General features: G+C 75.1%; 16 protein-coding genes. 14 read left to right on the forward strand and 2 right to left on the reverse strand.

The annotated features are described in order from the left end of the window. The first annotated feature begins 171 nt into the window (after window positions 1–171). The 12 genes from VER05_RS11780 to VER05_RS11835 all read left to right on the forward strand — a co-directional run bounded on the left by VER05_RS11780 (window position 172) and on the right by VER05_RS11835 (window position 12194). Window positions 172–1284: a cell division protein FtsQ/DivIB gene (locus VER05_RS11780; RefSeq protein WP_324845543.1), complete on the forward strand. Its 1113-nt coding sequence runs from the start codon at window positions 172–174 to the stop codon at window positions 1282–1284. A gap of 139 nt (window positions 1285–1423) precedes the next feature. Then, window positions 1424–2677: a cell division protein FtsZ gene (ftsZ, locus tag VER05_RS11785; RefSeq protein WP_166944191.1), complete on the forward strand. Its 1254-nt coding sequence runs from the start codon at window positions 1424–1426 to the stop codon at window positions 2675–2677. Between the two features lie 4 nt (window positions 2678–2681). Further along, window positions 2682–3443 carry a peptidoglycan editing factor PgeF gene (pgeF, locus tag VER05_RS11790; RefSeq protein ID WP_324845544.1) on the forward strand — a complete coding sequence of 254 codons (762 nt, stop codon included), beginning with the start codon at window positions 2682–2684 and terminating at the stop codon, window positions 3441–3443. A gap of 123 nt (window positions 3444–3566) precedes the next feature. Then, window positions 3567–4049 (forward strand): cell division protein SepF, encoded by a 483-nt coding sequence (locus tag VER05_RS11795; protein WP_324845545.1) that lies wholly within the window; start codon window positions 3567–3569, stop codon window positions 4047–4049. A gap of 24 nt (window positions 4050–4073) precedes the next feature. Next, entirely contained in the window at window positions 4074–4364 is a 291-nt protein-coding gene (locus tag VER05_RS11800; protein WP_324845546.1) for a YggT family protein, read from the forward strand. 121 nt (window positions 4365–4485) lie between these two features. Then, a complete protein-coding gene (locus VER05_RS11805; protein ID WP_147793779.1) occupies window positions 4486–5142 on the forward strand; it encodes a DivIVA domain-containing protein in 657 nt (218 codons plus the stop codon). A 123-nt stretch (window positions 5143–5265) separates the two neighbouring features. Continuing rightward, window positions 5266–5718: a TraR/DksA family transcriptional regulator gene (locus tag VER05_RS11810; protein WP_414647612.1), complete on the forward strand. Its 453-nt coding sequence runs from the start codon at window positions 5266–5268 to the stop codon at window positions 5716–5718. 95 nt (window positions 5719–5813) lie between these two features. Next, window positions 5814–6515 carry a signal peptidase II gene (locus tag VER05_RS11815; protein WP_324845547.1) on the forward strand — a complete coding sequence of 234 codons (702 nt, stop codon included), beginning with the start codon at window positions 5814–5816 and terminating at the stop codon, window positions 6513–6515. Next, window positions 6508–7443 (forward strand): RluA family pseudouridine synthase, encoded by a 936-nt coding sequence (locus tag VER05_RS11820; protein WP_324845549.1) that lies wholly within the window; start codon window positions 6508–6510, stop codon window positions 7441–7443. Before VER05_RS11815 ends, VER05_RS11820 begins: the two co-directional genes overlap by 8 nt. Before the next feature lie 78 nt (window positions 7444–7521). Next, complete coding sequence (gene dnaE, locus VER05_RS11825) at window positions 7522–11100, forward strand: DNA polymerase III subunit alpha (RefSeq protein WP_324845550.1); 3579 nt, start codon at window positions 7522–7524, stop codon at window positions 11098–11100. A 157-nt stretch (window positions 11101–11257) separates the two neighbouring features. Next, a complete protein-coding gene (locus VER05_RS11830; protein ID WP_324845556.1) occupies window positions 11258–11599 on the forward strand; it encodes a metalloregulator ArsR/SmtB family transcription factor in 342 nt (113 codons plus the stop codon). 28 nt (window positions 11600–11627) lie between these two features. Continuing rightward, window positions 11628–12194 (forward strand): SRPBCC family protein, encoded by a 567-nt coding sequence (locus VER05_RS11835; protein WP_324845551.1) that lies wholly within the window; start codon window positions 11628–11630, stop codon window positions 12192–12194. A 25-nt stretch (window positions 12195–12219) separates the two neighbouring features. Here the strand turns inward: VER05_RS11835 and VER05_RS11840 are convergent, their stop codons facing one another. After that, the gene (locus VER05_RS11840; protein WP_230322984.1) at window positions 12220–12438 is read right to left on the reverse strand and encodes an RNA-binding S4 domain-containing protein; all 219 of its coding nucleotides are present in this window, start codon (window positions 12436–12438) and stop codon (window positions 12220–12222) included. A 63-nt stretch (window positions 12439–12501) separates the two neighbouring features. Between VER05_RS11840 and hisD the strand changes: the two genes are divergently transcribed. Together hisD and VER05_RS11850 are read left to right on the forward strand one after the other, a co-directional pair. Beyond that, a complete protein-coding gene (hisD, locus tag VER05_RS11845) occupies window positions 12502–13824 on the forward strand; it encodes a histidinol dehydrogenase (RefSeq protein ID WP_324845552.1) in 1323 nt (440 codons plus the stop codon). A 57-nt stretch (window positions 13825–13881) separates the two neighbouring features. Next, on the forward strand, window positions 13882–14301 hold the full coding sequence (locus VER05_RS11850) for a hypothetical protein (protein ID WP_324845553.1): 420 nt from the start codon (window positions 13882–13884) through the stop codon (window positions 14299–14301). A 39-nt stretch (window positions 14302–14340) separates the two neighbouring features. Here VER05_RS11850 and VER05_RS11855 read toward each other — a convergent pair. Further along, a partial coding sequence (locus tag VER05_RS11855; protein WP_324845554.1) for a phosphoribosyltransferase occupies window positions 14341–15079 on the reverse strand: 739 nt, incomplete at its 5' end.

Genomic DNA, 15079 nt, shown 5'->3' on the forward strand with positions numbered 1-15079 from the left:
GGTGCTGGCGGCGCTGGCGGGGACGGGGGCCGACGCGTCGGCCGAGGCCGACGCCGCCGATGCGCCCGCCGATGCCGACAAGTCCGCCGAGGCCGACGCGGACGCCGACGCCGACGCCGGCCGCCCGGCCGGCCCGGCCGACCCCGACGCCGCACCGGAGGCGGAGCAGGCGTGACGCCCCCGCAGCGCCCGCGCCCGCCGCAGCCGCCGCGCCCCGCGGCGCCGCGGCCGGCCCCCGCGCGCCGCCCGGCGCCGCGGGCCACCCCGGCAACCCCGAGCACCCCGGCCGCCCCCGCCGCCCCGGGCGCCGGCGACGCCACCGCCCCCACCGCGGCGGTCCCGTCGGCCGGGCGCCCGGCGGCCCCGCGCGCGGACGGCCGCGCCCCGCGCACCGCCGGGACCCCGGCGACGGCCCCGACCCCCGCGGCGCCGGCGACGCCCGGCCGCCGCACGTCCGGCTCCACCGCGCTCGCGCCGCGCACCGGCTCGTTCCCCGTGCGGCCCCCGGTGGTCAGCCAGGGCTCGGCCGCCCGGTTCGCCGAGCGCGCCCGCGCCCGCCGGCGGCTGGCCTGGCGGCAGATCCTGATCGCCGCGGGCTCGGTCGTCGTGGTCGGCGCGCTGGCCTGGCTGCTGCTGCTGTCCCCGGTGCTGGCGCTCGACGCCGCGCAGGTGCGGGTCGCGGGCGCGGGCACGGTCGTCGCCGTCGACCAGGTGCGGGACGTGGTGGACGACGAGGCGGGCACCCCGCTGACCCGGCTCGACACCGCCGCGCTCCGGCAGCGGCTGCTCGACGTGCCCGGCGTCCGCGACGCGACCGTCACCCGGGACTGGCCGCACGGCCTGGCGGTGCAGCTCGTGTCCCGGGAGCCGGTGGCCGCCGTGCCGGAGGCCTCCGACGTCGCCCAGCACGCGGAGGGCGACGACGCGACCGGCGCGGGCTACGCGCTCGTGGACCAGGACGGCGTGAAGGTCGGCCGGGCCGACGCGCCGCCGGAGGGCCTGCCGGTCGTCGAGGTGCCCGTGGGCGAGGCGCGGATCCTGTCCGCCACGCTCGACGTGCTCGAGGCGCTGCCCGAGGACCTGCTCGCGGCCATCGGGCAGGTGTCGGCCGGCACCCAGGACACCGTGCGGTTCACCCTGCGCGACGGCGCCGCCGTCGAGTGGGGGAGCGCGCAGGACTCGGCGCTCAAGGTGGCGGTCCTGCAGGCCCTGCGCGCGGCGCCCGAGACGGCGGGCTCGGCGCGGTACGACGTGTCCGCGCCGACGATGCCGGTCGTCGGGTGATCCCGGCCCGACACGCGCGCACCGGTCGTTGAACGACCCGGGCGCGCCACATACCGTCACACCTAGACAGAACTGACATAACTATAACCCTCTAGTTGAGGGTGAAGGTTCGTCGACATCGCAACGAGAGGCACCCACCGTGGCAGCTCCGCAGAACTACCTGGCGGTCATCAAGGTCGTCGGCATCGGTGGCGGCGGCGTCAACGCCGTGAACCGCATGATCGAGGTCGGCCTCAAGGGTGTCGAGTTCATCGCCATCAACACCGACGCCCAGGCCCTGCTCATGTCCGACGCGGACGTGAAGCTCGACGTCGGCCGCGAGCTGACCCGCGGCCTCGGCGCCGGCGCGGACCCCGAGGTCGGCAAGAAGGCCGCCGAGGACCACGCGGAGGAGATCGAGGACGTCCTGCGCGGCGCCGACATGGTCTTCGTCACCGCGGGCGAGGGCGGCGGCACCGGCACCGGCGGCGCGCCGGTCGTGGCCCGGATCGCGCGCTCGCTCGGCGCGCTGACCATCGGCGTGGTGACGCGCCCGTTCACGTTCGAGGGCCGCCGCCGCACGGTGCAGGCGGACTCCGGCATCGAGGCGCTGCGCGCCGAGGTCGACACGCTGATCGTGATCCCGAACGACCGCCTGCTGTCGATCTCCGACCGCTCGGTGTCGGTGCTCGACGCGTTCCGCTCGGCGGATCAGGTGCTGCTGTCCGGTGTCCAGGGCATCACCGACCTCATCACCACGCCGGGTCTCATCAACCTCGACTTCGCGGACGTGAAGTCCGTGATGCAGGGGGCGGGGTCGGCCCTCATGGGCATCGGCTCGGCCCGCGGGGAGGACCGCGCGGTGCAGGCGGCCGAGCTGGCGATCTCGTCGCCGCTGCTCGAGGCCAGCATCGACGGCGCCCACGGCGTGCTGCTGTCCATCCAGGGTGGCTCGGACCTCGGCCTGTTCGAGATCAACGAGGCCGCCCGCCTGGTGCAGGAGGCCGCGCACCCCGAGGCCAACATCATCTTCGGCGCGGTCATCGACGACGCCCTCGGCGACGAGGTGCGCGTGACCGTCATCGCGGCCGGCTTCGACGGCGGCGCCCCGGTGGTCCGCCGCGACGCCCGCGGGCTCGGCCAGGTCTCCGCCGGCGGCGGCGGCCAGGCCGCGCAGCAGGCGCCCGCGTCCATCCCGCCCGCCGCGGCCGTGCCGACGACGACCGCGGCGCACGCCGCCGTCCCGCCGCGCCCGGTCGGTCCGGACGAGGAGCGCCGCCAGGCCGCCGAGGTCCCCGCGTTCCTCACCCCGGACCAGGCCGGCACGAGCCAGCTCGAGGTCCCGCGGATCTTCGAGGAGGAGGTCGCCCGCCGCAAGGAGGACGACCTGGACGTCCCCGACTTCCTCAAGTAGCCGCGTGCCGCTGCCGGTCCTCGGGGTCGACCTCGGCCCGGGCGTCCGCGCGGGGTTCACCACCCGCGCGGGCGGCGTCAGCGCGCCCCCGTGGGCCGAGCTCGACCTCGGGCTGCTGGTCGGCGACGACCCGGCGCACGTGCGGGAGAACCGCGCGCGCGTCGCGGCGTGGGCCGGCGCGCCCGTCGCCTGGGCCACCCAGGTGCACGGCGCGCGGGTGCACGTGGTCGGGAGCCCCGCCGACGCCGCGGGCGACACGGTGGGGGAGGCCGACGCGCTCGTGTCGGCCGTCCCCGGCACCGCGGTCGGCGTGCTGGTGGCGGACTGCGTGCCCGTGCTGCTGGCCGACGCGGACGCCCGGGTGGTCGGCGCGGCGCACGCCGGGCGGCGCGGTCTGGTCGCCGGCGTCGTGCAGGCGGCCCTCGCGGAGATGGTCGCCCGCGGCGCGGACCCGGGCCGGGTGCGCGCCGTCGTCGGCCCGGCGATCAGCGGCGGCCGGTACGAGGTGCCGGCCGCGATGCGGGACGAGGTGGACGCGCTGGTCCCCGGCACCGCGTGCACGACCGAGGCGGGCACCCCCGGGCTCGACCTGCCGGCCGGCGTGGCGGCGGTGCTGCGGGCCGCCGGGGTCGGGGACGTGCGGGTGCCGGGCTGGTGCACGGACGCCGACGAGCGGTTCTACTCGCACCGGCGCGCCCAGCGGGCCGGCACGACGACCGGGCGGTTCGCCGGCGTGGTCGCGCTCGCGGAAATGCCCGGCGACTGATATGTCCGGAAATTACTTCCGCGACACGCCGACACGCCGCGTGTCGCAGCCCGGCCGCATCCAGGCGCATTGCTAGCGTGACGGCGCAGGAGATGTGAGCAATTCGGGGATGGAGTGATCGCGATGGCCGGAGCGCTGCGCAAGACCATGCTGTACCTCGGGCTTGCCGACGACCGGGGCGAGCACGACCAGTACGTCGACGAGTACGACGAGCCGGAGGCGACGGTGGGACACGACTACGAGGCCGAGGTCACGCCGCTGCGCCGCGAGCCGGCGCCGGAGCGACCCGTCGCCGCCGCGCCCGCGCCGCGGCACGACGGCGAGGTGCGGCGGATCACCACGATCCACCCGCGCTCGTACAACGACGCCCGCAAGATCGGCGAGGCGTTCCGCGAGAACACGCCGGTCATCATGAACCTGTCGGACATGGACGACGCCGACGCCAAGCGTCTGGTCGACTTCGCCGCGGGCCTGATCTTCGGCCTGCACGGCGCGATCGAGCGGGTGACCAACAAGGTCTTCCTGCTGTCGCCGCAGTCGGTGGAGATCACCGGCGACGGGCGTGCCCCCGAGGGCTCGCGCGCCGGCTTCTTCAACCAGAGCTGACGAGGATCGGGGAGACTGGGGCGCGTGACACTCGTCCTCGGCCTGCTGCAAGTCGTCGTCCTGGCCTTCATCCTGGTCCTGCTCGTGCGCCTCGTCCTCGACTGGGTGCAGTACTTCGCGCGGGACTGGCGCCCGCGCGGCGCCGCGCTCGTGGTCGCGGAGATCACCTACTCGGTGACGGACCCGCCCCTGCGGGCGCTGCGCCGGGTGATCCCGCCGCTGACCCTGGGCTCGGTGCGCCTGGACCTGGCGTTCCTCGTGCTCATGCTCGGCTGCTCCTTCCTGCTCTCGCTGCTGGGCGCGCTCGCCCGATGACGCGACCCGCACGCCCCGCCGACCGGGTCGCGTGCACAAACCGGAATGTCCGCTACGGTGGCCCGAGGTGGTCGGCGGACTGCCACCGGCTCGACCCAGTACGACCGAAGAGGTGACGACGATGGCACTGCTCACAGCAGACGACGTCCTGAACAAGAAGTTCCAGGCGACGAAGTTCCGCGAGGGGTACGACCAGGACGAGGTCGACGACTTCCTCGACGAGGTCGTGAACACCCTCCGGGAGACCCAGAGCGAGAACGAGGACCTCAAGTCCAAGCTCGCCGCGGCCGAGCGCCGGATCGCCGAGCTGAGCCGCCAGGGGGCGCAGGCCGCCCAGGCGCCGAAGCCCGAGGCCGAGAAGCCCGCGCCCGCCCCGGTCCCCGCCGCCGCCCCGGCGCCGGCCCCGGTCGCCACCGCGCCGGTCGCGCCGCAGCGGCAGAGCGAGCCCGAGTCGGCCACCGGCATGCTCGCCCTGGCGCAGAAGCTGCACGACGACTACGTGCGCAGCGGCCAGGAGGAGGGCGACCGCATCGTCAACGAGGCGAAGGGCCAGGCCCAGCGCATCGTCCGCGAGGCGGAGGAGACCTCGGCCCGCACGCTGTCCGAGCTGGAGCAGGAGCGGTCGATCCTCGAGCGCAAGATCGACGAGCTCCGGGTCTTCGAGCGCGACTACCGCACGCGGCTCAAGAGCTACCTCGAGAACCTGCTGGGCGACCTCGACAACCGGGCCAGCGCGCTGCCGCAGCGCGGGGCCCAGGGCGCGACCCCGTCCGTCTGACGGATCGCACGCTCGTCACCCACGACACACCACGCCCGACGTCGGGGCGTGGTGTGTTGTGCGTCCAGGTGACGGGCATTAGTCTCTGCGGACTCATCTGAGGAAAGAGGACCCGACGTGGCCATCAACGACTCGCTCGACGCGCCCGCTGCCCGCCCGCTGCCCGACCTGACGGACGCGGCCACCCGGTTCCCGGTCCGCGCCGGCGAGGACCCCTGGACGGAGCAGGAGGTGCGGGAGATCGCGACGGAGCTCGTCAGCGAGATCGACCGCCTGACCTCCGAGCTCGCGGCCGCCGACGAGGAGCTGTCCGAGCTGCTCCGGAACTCGGGCGACGGCGCGGGCGACGACCAGGCCGACTCCGGCTCCAGCGCCCTGGAGCGCGAGCACGAGCTGACGCTGGTGAACAACACCCGCGACATGCTCGAGCAGACCACGCGCGCCCTCGCCCGCATCGACGCGGGCACGTTCGGCCGCTGCGACTCCTGCGGCGAGGCGATCGGCAAGGCGCGGGTGCAGGCGTTCCCGCGCGCCACGCTCTGCGTGTCCTGCAAGCAGCGCGAGGAGCGCCGCTGACCCCGCGCGGACGCCCGCGTGACGACGGCCCCCCGGCGCGATGCCGGGGGGCCGTCGTGCGTCCGGGCGCGCTCGCGCCCGTAGACTCCTGCGCGATGTCCGCCACCCCCGGCCCCGCGGCCGACGACGCGCGCCGCGACGCCGCGTCCGCCGCCCCCGTGCCGCCCGCGCCCGAGTCCGCCGCGCCCGAGGCGCCCGCCCCCGTGGTCGTCCCGCCGGCGCGCCGCCGCCGCCTCGTCGCCACCCTGGTCGCGCTCGCCGCGATCACGCTCGTGCTCGACCAGGCGACCAAGGCGTGGGCGCTGGCCGGCCTGGACGAGGGCGTGCGGCACCCGGTGCTCGGCGACCTGCTGGGCCTGCAGCTGCTGTTCAACCCGGGCGCCGCGCTCGGCCTGGCGACCGGCACCACCTGGCTGCTGACCGTCGTCGCGATCACCGTCGTCGTCGTCATCATCCGGGTGGCCCGGCGGCTCGGCTCGACGGGCTGGACCATCGCCCTCGGCCTGCTGCTCGGCGGCGCGCTGGGCAACCTCGTGGACCGGCTGATCCGCGACCCGGGCGTGTTCATGGGCCACGTCGTCGACTTCATCGCGTACGGCGACCTGTTCGTCGGCAACGTCGCAGACATCGCGATCGTCGCCGCCGCGGGCCTGCTCATGCTCCTGTCGCTGCTGGGCGTGCGGCTGGACGGGACGCGGGAGCGGCGCGAGGACGCGGCGGAGCAGGCGGACGACGCGACCCTGCCCGCGGACGGCGCGCCGGCCGCGACCCCCGAGGACGGCCGCCGCGATGGCTGACGTCCGCACCCTCCCCGTCCCCGACGCCCTCGCGGGCGAGCGGGTCGACGCCGCGCTGTCCCGGATGCTCGGCCTGTCCCGCACCCGCGCCGCGGAGCTCGCCGAGGGCGGCCACGTGCGCGTCGACGGCGTCGAGGTCGGCAAGTCCGCCCGGCTGCCCGCCGACGCGTGGCTCGAGGTCGAGATGCCGTCGGCGGCGCCGGTGCCGACCGCGCCCACCGAGGACGACGTGCCCACGCTGCGGGTGGCGTACGAGGACGACGACGTCGTGGTCGTGGACAAGCCCGTCGGCGTCGCCGCGCACCCGTCGCCGGGCTGGACCGGGCCGACCGTCGTCGGCGTCCTGCTCGCGCGGGGCTACCGCATCTCGACCTCGGGCGCCGCGGAGCGCCAGGGGATCGTGCACCGGCTCGACGTCGGCACCTCGGGCCTCATGGTCGTCGCCAAGAGCGAGCACGCCTACTCGGTGCTCAAGCGGGCCTTCAAGGAGCGCACGGTCGAGAAGGTCTACCACGCGCTCGCCCAGGGCCACCCCGAGCCCACCACCGGCACGATCGACGCCCCCATCGGCCGGCACCCCAGCCAGGACTGGAAGTTCGCCGTGACCGCGGAGGGCAAGCCCTCGGTGACGCACTACGAGGTGCTGGAGATGCTGCCGGCGGCCTCGCTGTGCGAGGTGCACCTCGAGACCGGGCGCACGCACCAGATCCGGGTGCACTTCCAGGCGCTGCGGCACCCCCTGGTCGGCGACCTGACCTACGGCGCCGACCCCGCGCTGGCGGAGCGGGTCGGGCTGTCCCGGCAGTGGCTGCACGCGATGCGGCTCGGGTTCGCGCACCCCGCGGACGGGCGGTGGCTCGAGGTGACCAGCGAGTACCCCGCCGACCTCGCGCACGCCCTGGAGACCCTGCGCGACGGGTACCGCTGACCGCGGGCGGTGTGACGTCCGCCGCGAGGGCGGCGGGGCGGCTCGGGGGTGTCGGGGCCTCGACCTAGGATGGTCCGCATGGCATCAGGTGGCAGCAACGGGTCCGACTTCGTCCACCTGCACGTCCACTCCGAGTACTCGATGCTCGACGGCGCGGCGCGGGTCGGGGAGATGCTCGCGGAGGCCCAGCGGCTGGGCCAGACCGCGATGGCGATCACCGACCACGGGTACCTGTTCGGGGCGTTCGACTTCTACTCGCAGGCCAAGAAGCTCGGCATCAAGCCGATCATCGGCGTCGAGGCCTACGTCACCCCGGGCACCAGCCGGTTCGACCAGACGCGCGTCCGCTGGGGCGAGTCGCACCAGGCGTCCGACGACGTCTCGGCGCGCGGCGCCTACACCCACATGACGCTGCTCTCCCGGACCACCGAGGGCATGCACAACCTGTTCCGGATGGGGTCCCTGGCGTCCTTGGACGGCCAGATGGGCAAGTGGCCCCGCATGGACCGCGAGCTGCTGCAGACGTACGCCGAGGGTCTCATCGCGACGTCCGGCTGCCCGTCCAGCGAGGTGCAGACGCGGCTCCGGCTGGGGCACTGGGACGAGGCCGTGCGCGCCGCGGGCGAGCTGCAGGACATCTTCGGCAAGGAGAACTTCTTCGTCGAGGTGATGGACCACGGGCTCGAGATCGAGCGCCGGACCATCAAGGACCTGATCCGGCTCGCCGAGCAGATCGGCGCGCCGCTGGTCGCCACCAACGACCTGCACTACACGACCAAGGACGACGCGCACGCGCACGAGGTGCTGCTCGCCGTGCAGTCCGGGTCGACCCTCGACGAGCCGACGTACGACCAGGGCGGCTCGCGGTTCGCGTTCGGCGGCGACGGCTACTACGTGAAGTCCGCGGCGGAGATGCGGCGCACCTGGGCGGAGCTGCCGGAGGCGGTCGACAACACCGTGCTCATCGCGGAGCGGTGCGAGGTCGAGTTCCCGACCGGCGCCAACTACATGCCGCGGTTCCCCGTGCCGGCCGGCGAGGACGAGAACTCCTGGTTCGTCAAGGAGGTCGAGCGCGGCCTCATGCGGCGGTACCACGGGAACATCCCGGACGACGTCCGCAAGCAGGCCGAGTACGAGACCGGCGTCATCGTCCAGCTCGGCTTCTCCGGCTACTTCCTCGTCGTCGCCGACTTCATCCAGTGGGCCAAGGACCAGGGCATCCGCGTCGGGCCGGGCCGAGGCTCCGCGGCCGGCTCGATGGCCTCGTACGCGATGGGCATCACCGAGCTCGACCCGCTGCGGCACGGGCTCATCTTCGAGCGGTTCCTCAACCCCGAGCGCGTCTCCTGGCCCGACGTCGACGTCGACTTCGACGAGCGCCGGCGCGGCGAGGTCATCCGGTACGTCACCGACAAGTACGGCGACGACCGGGTCGCGCAGATCGTCACCTACGGCACGATCAAGGCCAAGCAGGCGCTCAAGGACTCGTCCCGCGTGCTGGGCTTCCCGTTCGCGATGGGGGAGAAGCTCACCAAGGCCATGCCGCCCGCGGTCATGGGCAAGGACATCCCGCTGTCGGGCATGTACGACCCCGAGCACCCGCGCTACGCCGAGGCCGAGGAGTTCCGCCAGGTCGTCGCGGCGGATCCGGAGGCGCAGCGCGTCCTCGAGACCGCGCGCGGCCTGGAGAACCTCAAGCGCCAGTGGGGCGTGCACGCCGCCGGCGTCATCATGTCCAGCGAGCCCCTGATCGACATCATCCCGATCATGAAGCGGCCGCAGGACGGCGCGGTCATCACGCAGTTCGACTACCCGACGTCCGAGGGCCTCGGCCTCATCAAGATGGACTTCCTCGGGCTGCGGAACCTGACGATCCTCGACGACGCGCTGCGCAACATCGTCATGAACGGCAAGCCGCAGATCGAGCTCGACGACATCGAGCTGGACGACAAGGCCACCTACGAGCTGCTCGGCCGGGGCGACACCCTCGGCGTGTTCCAGCTCGACGGCGGCCCCATGCGGTCCCTGCTGCGCCAGATGCGCCCCGACAACTTCGAGGACATCTCCGCGGTCATCGCCCTGTACCGGCCCGGGCCGATGGGCATGAACTCGCACACGAACTACGCGCTGCGCAAGAACGGCCTGCAGCCGAACACGCCCATCCACCCGGAGCTCGAGGAGCCCCTGGCGGAGGTGCTCGACGGCACCTACGGCCTCATCGTGTACCAGGAGCAGGTGCAGAAGGCCGCGCAGGTGCTCGCCGGCTACTCGCTCGGCCAGGCCGACCTGCTCCGCCGCGCGATGGGCAAGAAGAAGAAGGAGATCCTCGACAAGGAGTTCGTGCCGTTCGAGGCCGGCATGAAGGAGCGGGGCTACTCCACCGCGGCGATCAAGGCCGTGTGGGACGTGCTGGTCCCGTTCGCCGGCTACGCGTTCAACAAGGCGCACTCCGCCGGGTACGGCGTCGTCTCCTACTGGACCGCGTTCCTCAAGGCGAACTACCCGACCGAGTACATGGCGGGCCTGCTCACCTCGGTCGGCGACGACAAGGACAAGTCCGCGCTGTACCTCGGCGAGTGCCGCCGCATGGGCATCACCGTGCTGCCGCCGGACGTGAACTCCTCGTCCGCGCTGTTCACGGCCGTCGGCGACGACATCCGGTTCGGACTCACCGCCGTCCGCAACGTCGGCGCCAACGTGGTCGAGGCGATCGTCCGCACCCGCGAGGAGAAGGGCGACTTCACGTCGTTCACCGACTTCCTCGACAAGGTGCCGGCGGTGGTCTGCAACAAGCGCACCATCGAGTCGCTCATCAAGGCCGGCGCGTTCGACTCGCTCGGCCACGCCCGGCGCGCGCTGCTGCTCGTGCACGAGCAGGCCGTCGAGTCCGTCATCGGCGTCAAGCGCAAGGAGGCGGAGGGCCAGTTCGACCTGTTCGCCGACCTCGGCACCGACGACGGCCCCGGCTTCTCCGTGCAGGTGCCCGACGTGCCGGACTGGGACAAGAAGCAGCGGCTGCAGTTCGAGCGGGAGATGCTCGGCCTGTACGTCTCCGACCACCCGCTGTCCGGCCTGGAGCACGTGCTGTCCGCCGCGGCGGACGTGTCGATCGCGACGCTGAACGCCGACGAGGCGCGGCCGGACGGGTCGACCGTCGTGGTGGCCGGCCTGGTCACGTCGCTGCAGCGCAAGATGTCCAAGCAGGGCAACCCCTGGGCCGCCGTGACGCTGGAGGACATGGAGGGCTCGGTCGAGATCATGTTCTTCGGCGAGACCTACCTCGCCTACTCGACGGTGTTGGCCGAGGACGCCGTCATCGTGGTCCGCGGGCGGGTGCGCCGCCGGGACGACGCCATGCAGCTGCAGGCGATGGAGGTGTCCCTGCCCGATCTGTCGGCCGTCGCGGACGCGCCGGTGGTCGTCACGCTGTCCGAGGCGCGGCTGACCCCGCCCGTGGTGGACCGGCTGCTCGAGGTGATGAAGACGCACCCCGGCATGACCGAGCTGCATCTGCGCGTGGCCAAGGCCAACGGCCGGCGCGCGCTGGTCGTCCCGAGCGACGGGTGGCGCGTCGAGCGGTCGCCCGCGCTGTACGGCGACCTCAAGGCCCTGCTCGGCCCGGGCTGCCTCCAGACGGCGACCCCGGTCCCGGTCTGACGCGGGCCTGCGCACCCGCCCACGCGCGCTCGACCCCGCCCAGTCTCCGTCGCTCGCCTGCCCGGCCGCCCCGCCGCACAGACGAGGGACGGAGACTCGGCGTCGTTAACCCTTGCGTTATATAACCCACGGTGGAAACATCGGCGGCGTGCAGGTGATGGACGCGTTGGGGGACCCGGTGCGGCGGCGGCTCGTGGAGCTGCTCGCCGACGGGTCGCGCCCGGCGGGCGAGCTCGCCGCGGCGGTCAGCGCCGAGTTCGGCATCAGCCAGCCCGCCGCGTCCCGGCACCTGCGCGTGCTGCGCGAGGCGGGGCTGCTCACCGCCGAGGCCGACGGCGCCCGGCGGCTCTACGCCGTCCGGCCCGAGGCGCTCGACGAGGTGCAGGCCTGGGTCGGCGGCGTCCGGCGGTTCTGGGACCAGCGGCTCGACGCGCTGGGCACCGAGGTCGCGCGCGGGCGCCGGGAGCGCGGCGGGGCGGACCCGGCGACCGCCGGGTGACGCGGGGTCGACGCGAGGGGCGGGCGCGATGACGGGCACGGGCGGCGGGACCGCGGGCGGCGACGGGCCGGCGGGCGCGGGCGGGACGACGGGCGGCGACGGGCCGCTCGGGGCGCTGCGGCTCGGCGGGGAGGCGTCGGTCACCTTCCGCCGCCGGTACCCCACGGACGCCGCGGACCTGTGGGCGGCGGTGACGACGCCGGAGCGGCTGGCACGCTGGCTCGGCCCGGTGCACGGCGACCTGGCGCCGGGCGGGACGTACGAGCTCCGGATGGGTGCCGACGAGCCGGGCTCCGACCAGAACGCCACCGGCGTCGTGCGGTCGTGCGACCCGCCGCGGTCGTTCGCGGTGGAGTGGTGCTTCCCGGGCGAGCGGCCGAGCGAGGTCGAGGTCCGGGTCGAGCCGGACGGGGCGGGCGCGGTGCTCGTCCTGGTGCACACCCGGCTCGAGGACGCCCAGGCGGTCGGCTACGGCGCGGGCTGGCACACGTCCCTGGACCAGCTCGCGGACCACCTGGCGGGGGCGGCGGTCCGCGACTGGGACGCGCGCTTCGCCGCCCTGCTCCCTGCATACCGAGCCCTCGCCCCGCGGTGACGCGACGGACTACGGGGGAGCGGGGTCAGCCGACCTCGGCGGAGTTCGAGCCGCGGGGGTCGTCGACCTCGACCACGTCGCCCTTGCGCAGCTGGCGGCCGCGGCGGGACTCGGGCTCGCCGTTGACCTTGACCTCGCCCTCGTCGAGCAGGGTGCGCGCGTCGGCGCCCGAGTCGGCCAGGCCGGCCAGCTTGAGGAACTGCCCGAGGCGGATGGAGTCGTCGGAGATCGGCACGATGGTCACCGGACCATCCTGCCAGCGTGGACCGGCGCGCTGCGCGTCGGCGGCCGCGAATAGACTCGGGGCGTGATCTCCCGCATCGACCTGCGTGGTCGCACCCTGTCCCGCCGCGAGCTGCTCGAGACGCTGCCGCGCCCCGAGCTGGACGTCGAGTCCGCCGCCGCGGCCGTCGAGCCGATCCTGGCCGACGTCCGCGCCCGCGGCGCCGCCGCGCTGCGCGAGCTCGCCGAGCGGTTCGACGGCGTGCGCCCGGAGCACCTGCGGGTGCCCGCCGACGCGATCGCTGCCTCGGTGTCCGTCCTGGACCCGGCCGTGCGCGCGGCGCTGGAGGAGACGATCCGCCGCGTGCGGCGGGTGCACGCCGCGCAGCGGCCCGCCGACCACACCGTGCAGGTCGCCCCGGGCGCGCAGGTGCGGCAGCGGTGGATCCCGGTCCGCCGGGTCGGCCTGTACGTGCCGGGCGGCCTGGCCGTCTACCCGTCGTCGGTCATCATGAACGTCGTCGCGGCGCAGGAGGCGGGCGTCGGCTCGCTCGCGGTCACCTCGCCGCCGCAGCAGGACAACGGCGGCCTCCCGGACCCGGTGGTGCTGGCGACGTGCGCGCTGCTCGGCGTCGACGAGGTGTACGCGGTCGGCGGCGCCCAGGCGATCGGCATGCTGGCCTACGGCGCGGCGGGCTCCGACCCGGCCGACGGGGACACGCTCTGCGAGCCGGTCGACGTCATCACCGGCCCCGGCAACGTGTACGTCGCGGCGGCGAAGCGCCTGGTGCGCGGCGCGGTCGGCATCGACGCCGAGGCCGGCCCCACCGAGATCGCGGTGCTCGCCGACGGCACCGCCGACGCCGACCACGTCGCCGCGGACCTGGTGTCCCAGGCGGAGCACGACCCGCTGGCAGCGTCGGTGCTGGTCACGACGTCCATCGAGCTCGCCGGCGCGGTCGAGTCCAAGCTGGTGGTCCGGGTGCAGTCGACCCGGCACGCCGAGCGGGTGGCCCAGGCGCTGACCGGGCCGCAGTCGGCGATCGTGCTGGTCGACGACCTGGACGCCGGCCTCGCGGTCGTGAACGCCTACGGCGCCGAGCACCTGGAGATCCAGACCGCCGACGCGGCCGCGGTGGCCGAGCGGGTCACCAGCGCGGGCGCGATCTTCGTCGGCGCGTACTCGCCGGTCTCGCTCGGCGACTACATGGCCGGGTCGAACCACGTGCTGCCGACCGGCGGCTGCGCGCACTTCTCGTCCGGGCTGGGGGTGCACTCGTTCGTGCGCGCCGTACAGGTCGTGGAGTACGACGCGGACGCGCTGCGCGAGGTCGCCGACCGGATCGTGGCGCTGGCCGACGCCGAGGGGCTGCCGGCGCACGGCGAGGCCGTCCGCGCGCGGTTCTGACCCGCTCGGCGCCCCGATCACCCACGCGACCCGCGTCCGCTCGGCTACCGTCGGCGCATGCGATCGCGTGGTGACCTGGTCGGACGCGCGGCGGTGGCGCTGCTCCTCGTGAGCGCGCTCGCCGGCTGCGGCGGGGGAGACCCGACGTCGGGCGGCGCGGCGAGCCCCACGGCGGCCTCCGCGCGGACGCCGGGGCCCGACGGCGCGACCGGGGGCGACGATGCGCCGACCGCGACCGCGACCCCGACCGCGACCCCGGACCCGAGCACGCCCGCCGCCGCGGAGCCGACCCCGGGCCAGCCCTGCGAACCCGGTTCGCACCCGGACTGCTCGGACGCCACCGGCACCGAGGGCGACCCGTACCGGATCATCGCGGGCTACGCCGACTGCCTCGCGCTGCACGGCCCGGACGCGGCCTACGGGCTCTGCACGGACCTCGACGGCGACGGGCAGGCCGGCTACCCGGACGTCGGCTGACCGGGCTACCTGGGGGGTGCGGGCGCGGGACGCCCGGGGTCAGCCCACGCCGAGGACGAACGGCAGCACCGCCGCCGCCCCGGCCTGGCGCAGCAGCCGCGCCGCGACCGTGAGCGTCCAGCCCGAGTCGGTGCGGTCGTCCACCAGCAGCACCGCCCGCCCCGGCAGCCCGGCCGCGGCGGCCGGGGCGAGGTCGAGCTCCAGCCGGCGCGCCACCGCCGCGAGCCGGTGCGCCGAGTTCACGTCGTGCCGGGTGGGCGGGCTGTCCGGCCGGGGCGCGACGGCGCCCACGATCGGGACGCCGAGGTGCCGGGCCACGCCCGCCGCCAGGTGCTCGACGAGCGTCGGCCGGGTCGCCGACCGGATCAGCACGACGCCCTCGGGGCGGTGCTCGGGGCGCCAGGCGTCCAGCGTCGCGAGCACCGGGTCCCGCAGCGCGACGGGCAGGCCCGCGGCCGGGTCGACCTCGCCGCCGAACAGGTCGCGCAGCAGCCCGCCCCAGCCCACCGAGTCGAGCCGGGCGACGGCGCGCCCGGGCTCGGCGTTCTCCTCCGCCGGGATGCGCCCGCGCAGGTCGAGCCCGAGCGTCGCCATGCCGGTCGGCCACTGCCGGCGGGGGTCCACCGCGACGCCGGCGGCGGTCAGCAGCGCCTGCGCGCCGGCGACGTGCTCCGCGTCGGGCGCCACGCCGACGGCCGCGCCCGTGCACCGGTCGCACCGCCGGCAGCGCCAGGCCTCGCCGGCGGGACCGGCGAGCTCCGGGTCGTCCAGCGCCCGG

The organism is Cellulomonas sp. (assembly GCF_035634735.1).
Taxonomy (GTDB): domain Bacteria; phylum Actinomycetota; class Actinomycetes; order Actinomycetales; family Cellulomonadaceae; genus Cellulomonas.

Bases quoted from the DNA above. Each gene is read 5' to 3' on its own strand.
- VER05_RS11795 (WP_324845545.1), top strand. From the start codon at position 3,567: ATGGCCGGAGCGCTGCGCAAGACCATGCTGTACCTCGGGCTTGCCGAC.
- VER05_RS11805 (WP_147793779.1), top strand. From the start codon at position 4,486: ATGGCACTGCTCACAGCAGACGACGTCCTGAACAAGAAGTTCCAGGCG.
- VER05_RS11815 (WP_324845547.1), top strand. From the start codon at position 5,814: ATGTCCGCCACCCCCGGCCCCGCGGCCGACGACGCGCGCCGCGACGCC.
- VER05_RS11820 (WP_324845549.1), top strand. From the start codon at position 6,508: ATGGCTGACGTCCGCACCCTCCCCGTCCCCGACGCCCTCGCGGGCGAG.
- dnaE (WP_324845550.1), top strand. From the start codon at position 7,522: ATGGCATCAGGTGGCAGCAACGGGTCCGACTTCGTCCACCTGCACGTC.
- VER05_RS11830 (WP_324845556.1), top strand. From the start codon at position 11,258: ATGGACGCGTTGGGGGACCCGGTGCGGCGGCGGCTCGTGGAGCTGCTC.
- VER05_RS11835 (WP_324845551.1), top strand. From the start codon at position 11,628: ATGACGGGCACGGGCGGCGGGACCGCGGGCGGCGACGGGCCGGCGGGC.
- VER05_RS11850 (WP_324845553.1), top strand. From the start codon at position 13,882: ATGCGATCGCGTGGTGACCTGGTCGGACGCGCGGCGGTGGCGCTGCTC.